This is a genomic window from Neisseria sp. P0021.S006 (genome assembly GCF_051956895.1).
On the sequence record NZ_JBQCWZ010000720.1, the window covers coordinates 1 to 709 of the forward strand.

1 protein-coding gene is annotated in these 709 nt (G+C 48.8%); it reads left to right on the forward strand.

Annotated features, from left to right (window positions below; genetic code table 11):
* Nucleotides 1-19: 19 nt before the first annotated feature.
* Entirely contained in the window at nt 20-613 is a 594-nt protein-coding gene (locus ACTHUM_RS16690; RefSeq protein WP_107792417.1) for an NMCC_0638 family (lipo)protein, read from the forward strand.
* Nucleotides 614-709 lie beyond the last annotated feature (96 nt).

Here is a 709-nt window from a genome sequence, read left to right on the forward strand (position 1 = left end):
CAAATAAAGGCCGTCTGAAATGTCTAAAGCCGTCGCGTTGTCTGCCGCCGTATTGGCCGTCTGCCTGAGTGCATGCGGTAATGAAGGCGTTTCGCCGCAGAACGCTGCCGATTATGCCCAAAATGTCACTGACTTGTTCCGCCAAAGCTGTGTGGCCGCAGACGGCGATGCCGCCCTTGTCGGCGAGTTTGCCAATGCCAACAAACTGATTTTATTGTCGAAAAAAGAGATTGCCGATTTGCCTGCCGAAATGATGGATTTGGAGGCATTAAGCATTTGGAAGAAAACGGTAAACGGCGCAGATTATTATTTGAGCCTGACCGAAGACAGTTGCAGCGTGCGCACGGCTAAAGCCAACGACCATCTGATTTTCAAACAATTTTTGGCTTTGGCAGAAAATCCGCCGCAAGGTTTGAACGCTGAATTGCGTGCCGATAATTTGTCGGAAGCCCCGTTGCCCATGCGTCAGATTTCCTACGCATGGCGCGCGTCCGGCAGTTCGAAAGAAACCTTGTTGACCGTCAAAACAACGTCGTCCGAGCATTTTCCGGTACAGGCTGTTTTTTATTTGACCCATCATTCTTACGACAATAAGGCCGCCGTTTTACCTTAGACCGGTTGACGATTGGAATATCAAATTAATAGCAACCGTTACTGCCGAATAAAGGCCGTCTGAAACATTATCAAACCAAACCACTCGAAAGTAAGC